This window comes from Intestinibacter sp. (assembly GCF_022780145.1).
Taxonomy (GTDB): Bacteria; Bacillota; Clostridia; order Peptostreptococcales; family Peptostreptococcaceae; genus Intestinibacter.
Genome location: NZ_JALEXO010000183.1, coordinates 1 through 4,132 on the forward strand (window position 1 = coordinate 1; position 4,132 = coordinate 4,132).

The 4,132-nt window shown below is 29.6% G+C and carries 3 protein-coding genes and 1 pseudogene; 1 reads left to right on the top strand and 3 read right to left on the bottom strand.

The genetic code is table 11. The features are described 5' to 3' along the window. Positions 1–705: pseudogene (locus tag MR593_RS07270) on the top strand (D-alanyl-D-alanine carboxypeptidase family protein); the annotation flags it as partial. Positions 706–830: 125 nt separating this feature from the next. Here the strand turns inward: MR593_RS07270 and argH are convergent. From argH to MR593_RS07285, 3 genes are all read right to left on the bottom strand, one after another. Further along, positions 831–2,147: an argininosuccinate lyase gene (gene argH, locus MR593_RS07275; RefSeq protein ID WP_290691405.1), complete on the bottom strand. Its 1,317-nt coding sequence runs from the start codon at positions 2,145–2,147 to the stop codon at positions 831–833. Between the two features lie 36 nt (positions 2,148–2,183). Beyond that, on the bottom strand, positions 2,184–3,005 hold the full coding sequence (locus MR593_RS07280; RefSeq protein ID WP_290691408.1) for a Cof-type HAD-IIB family hydrolase: 822 nt from the start codon (positions 3,003–3,005) through the stop codon (positions 2,184–2,186). A 103-nt stretch (positions 3,006–3,108) separates the two neighbouring features. Continuing rightward, positions 3,109–4,017 carry a DMT family transporter gene (locus MR593_RS07285; protein ID WP_290691411.1) on the bottom strand — a complete coding sequence of 303 codons (909 nt, stop codon included), beginning with the start codon at positions 4,015–4,017 and terminating at the stop codon, positions 3,109–3,111. Between the last annotated feature and the right edge of the window lie 115 nt (positions 4,018–4,132).

Sequence of the window (4,132 nt, forward strand, 5' to 3'; positions counted from 1 at the left end):
TCTATACCTATAAAATACGATATTGTAGATGGTATAAAAACTGGATATACAGATCTTGCAGGAAGATGTCTTTTAAGTAGTGCCGTAAAAAACGATATGAGAGTTATTGCTACAGTATTTAAAAGCTCAGGGACTAATGTATATGTCGATTCAAGAACATTATTAGATTATGGATTTGATAATTATTATTCTAAAACAATAATTGATAAAGATGAATATACAAAAACAAAAAGAGTGTTATTTACTAAAGAAAAAGAATTTATATATCAACCAAAGGCTAGCTATAAATTAATGTTAAAAAGAGGTGAATCTACTACCTCTGACTATTCTTATAAAGAAGATCTAGACTATCATTTACCAATTTACAAAGGTGATAAGGTAGGTACAATAGAGGTTTACAATGGAAATAAATTAGAAAAAACTATTGATTTAGTCTCTACTAGCGAAATACATAGTAAGTTTGCATTCTTTACAGAAAGCAATTTCTTCAAAATACTATTTAAAATAATCTTATTTTTAATATTTGCATTTGTATTATTCATTTTATTTATAGCATTGAGAAAAAAATACAGAAAAAAACTTAGAAGAACAGCAAACAAAAATAAACGTAAAAATACTAAATCTAGTAAAAATACTAGAACTACTAAAAACACTAATACTCAAAGAAAAAATTCTAATAATATAAAAAGAAAACCAAAGAGATAGTAAATACTACACCTTGATTATCAGACTAAACTTCTAATAATCCGGGTGTTTTTACGTAAAAAATAAAAGCTGTTATATGAGTTTATTTTTAATAATCATATACAACAGCTTTTTTATTATCTTTATTATTTTAAGTTTTTCTTAATTCCTTTTTCTATTATATTATTGTAATCTATGAAATCATATATATCTTGTTCAAATACTGGACTGAATTTTAATAGTTCATCTAATTCTAATTCTTCTATAGCCTTGTCATTGTCTTCGCAGTATATAACTATTTGTCCAACTATGCTGTGAGCATCTCTAAATGGAACATTCTTATTAACTAAGTAGTCAGCAACTTCTGTAGCATTTAAGAATCCTCCCTTAACAGCTTTTTTCATGTTATCTTCTCTAACCTTTAGAGTTCCTATCATACCTTCCATGATTTGTAGGCACATTTCAAGAGTTTTTACACTGTCGAAGAAGCCTTCTTTATCTTCTTGCATATCTTTATTGTAAGCTAGTGGTATACCTTTCATTACTGTAAACAATGCAAATAGGTTACCGTAAACTCTACCAGTCTTACCTCTTATAAGCTCTGCACCATCTGGATTTTTCTTTTGTGGCATTATAGAACTTCCTGTAGTGAATAGGTCATCCATTTCTATAAATTTAAATTCTTGAGAACTCCATAATACTAACTCTTCGCTTAATCTACTCAAGTGCATCATTATTATAGAAAAATCACTCATAAGTTCAAGAAGGTAATCTCTGTCACTTACACCGTCCATAAAGTTGTCCATAGGTTTTTTAAATCCTAATTTTTCTGCTGTGATGTTTCTATCTATATTATGAGTAGTTCCTGCTAATGCTCCAGATCCTAGAGGTGATTCATCTAGTATTTCTAGAGCATTTTTTATTCTCTTTTCATCTCTATCAAACATATTGTAGTATGCCATTAGATGATGTTTGAATGTAACTACTTGAGCTCTTTGTAGATGAGTGTATCCTGGCATTATAACTGAATTGTTGTCAGCTACTTCTTTTATAGTTTCCTTTAAGCTAGCTATATGACCGATCATGTCGTTTGCTTTTTCTCTAGCGTATAATCTCATATCTACAGCCACTTGGTCATTTCTACTACGAGCAGTATGTAATTTTTTACCTACATCTCCGATTCTTTCTATTAAGTTTATTTCAACAAAACTGTGGATATCTTCGTAATCTCCACTTAAAGGTAATTTTCCAGATTCTATATCTTCTAATATACCCTTAAGTCCATCAGTTATTTGTTTTCCTTCTTCTTCAGTTAAAAGCCCAACTTGTACTTGCATATATACATGAGCTAAGCTTCCTTCTATATCTTCTTTGTATAAAACACAGTCGAATCCAAAAGATTTATTGAATTCCTCCATTAATTTATTTTCGCCTTTTCTAAAACGGCCTCCCCATAATTTCATATACTTTCATCCTCTCTATTTTCTAATTAATCAAAATTATATTTCTAAAAATTTATAAATCGCTTTTGCTACACCGTCTTCCATATTAGTAGAAGTAACATAGTCTGCCTTTTCCTTTACTGCTTCGTCTGCATTTCCCATAACTACACCAAGTCCAGCTAGCTCTATCATAGGTAAATCGTTGTAATTATCACCAAAGGCTATAACCTCTTCTCTATCTATACCTAAATATTTTATCAAAGCCTTTAACGCCTCTCCCTTATTTGCGCCCTTGTGCATTATCTCGATATTATTATACCAAGATGAAGTTATTTCAATGTCTTCAATTTTAGAAAGATCTTCTCTCACTCTTCTAAGCTTATCCATATCATCGTCATCTATTGCGATTAATTTTAAAATTTTATGCTTTGAAACTTCTTCTTTTAAATCATCTCCAAAGTGGACATTTACATTGTCATTAAAGAAATTTTTTAATCTCTCTCTAGTCTTTTGTTTGTCTTTAGAACTAAGATTTTTACACATCATAGTAGTTTCTGAATAAAGCTGATAATAAACTTCATTTTTTTCAAAAACATCTATTATTTTTAAACAAATATCATTTGGCACGCTGTTTTTGTATATTAGCTTATTTGTCTTTGTTTCTTTAATTATCGCTCCATTACATGCGATTAAAGGAGTATTTATATCTAAAAAATCGAAATGTTCCTTAGCAGAATCGTAAATTCTTCCACTAGCAGGTACTATTTTCACACCTTTTTCTAAAGCCTTACTCAAGGCGATTTTATTTTCTTCAGTTAATTGGTGATCATCTCCAAGAAGTGTTCCATCCATGTCTGAAACTATCAATTTATATTTCATACGAATTCCTCATTTATATTATTTCTTGCGTTTAAAATTACCCTATTTGTTATTATAGCATAACAAATTTGATTTTAAAATATTAATACTTTAATAGTATTTATTAAATCAAATTATCATCTTCTGAAATATTGTCTTTTTTCTTAAATAAAAAACTAAGCTTTGTCTCTGATATTATAACTGCGATAAATATAAGTAAAAATCCAATACCTAATTTTAAAGTTATCTGTTCATGATATATTAAAATAGAAAAAATAACTCCAAACACCGATTCCAAGCTAAGTATTATAGATGCCGAAGATGCAGATGTATTTTTAAGACCGATACTTTGAAACACTAGACAAAGCGCTGTAGCAAATACACCTAAATAAGTTACTCCTAAAAATGCATCTCTACTGTAAACAGTCGGATATGAACCAGTTACAATAGTTGCTATCCACGATATAACGGCGACTACAAATATCTGTAAAAAAGTTAAAAGATATTCATCCCTATCCTTACAATAATAGGCAATAGCAACTATATTTACTGCCGACAATACTCCGCCTATAAGAGTTAAAATATCGCCTACAGATATCGTCAATTTTTCGTTTAGAGATACCATTCCTATTCCTATAATACATATAAATGCCGCTATAAAATTAAACTTATCAGGTCTATCTCTAAAAACAATCCAATATAAAAATGGAACTACAACACAGTAAATAGCTGTCAAAAACGCACTTTTCCCAGGAGTAGTATCTAAAGCTAACCCGACTACCTGTACTATGAAAGAAATCCAAAGAGAGCCCCCCATCACAAGACCACCTATTATATATCCTCTATCTATTAATTTAAATTTCTTCCTAAATATTATTCCTAAAACTATACTGCCCACAGTAAATCTAACAGCCATTATAAAATTTGACGGCATAGTATCTGTAGCTCCCTTTACTACTACAAAAGTACTTCCCCAAATAATAGCCGTTACAAATAGCGCTATTTTCGATATTAAATAAGTCTTATCCTTCATAACTCCTCCTTCCTCAACTAATATAATTATATCAAAAAAGAGAGTGCAAAATTAGTCTTATAGCCACTCTCTTTTAGTTAAAGCATAAATTAAAAAGAGACTATCTACAAACATG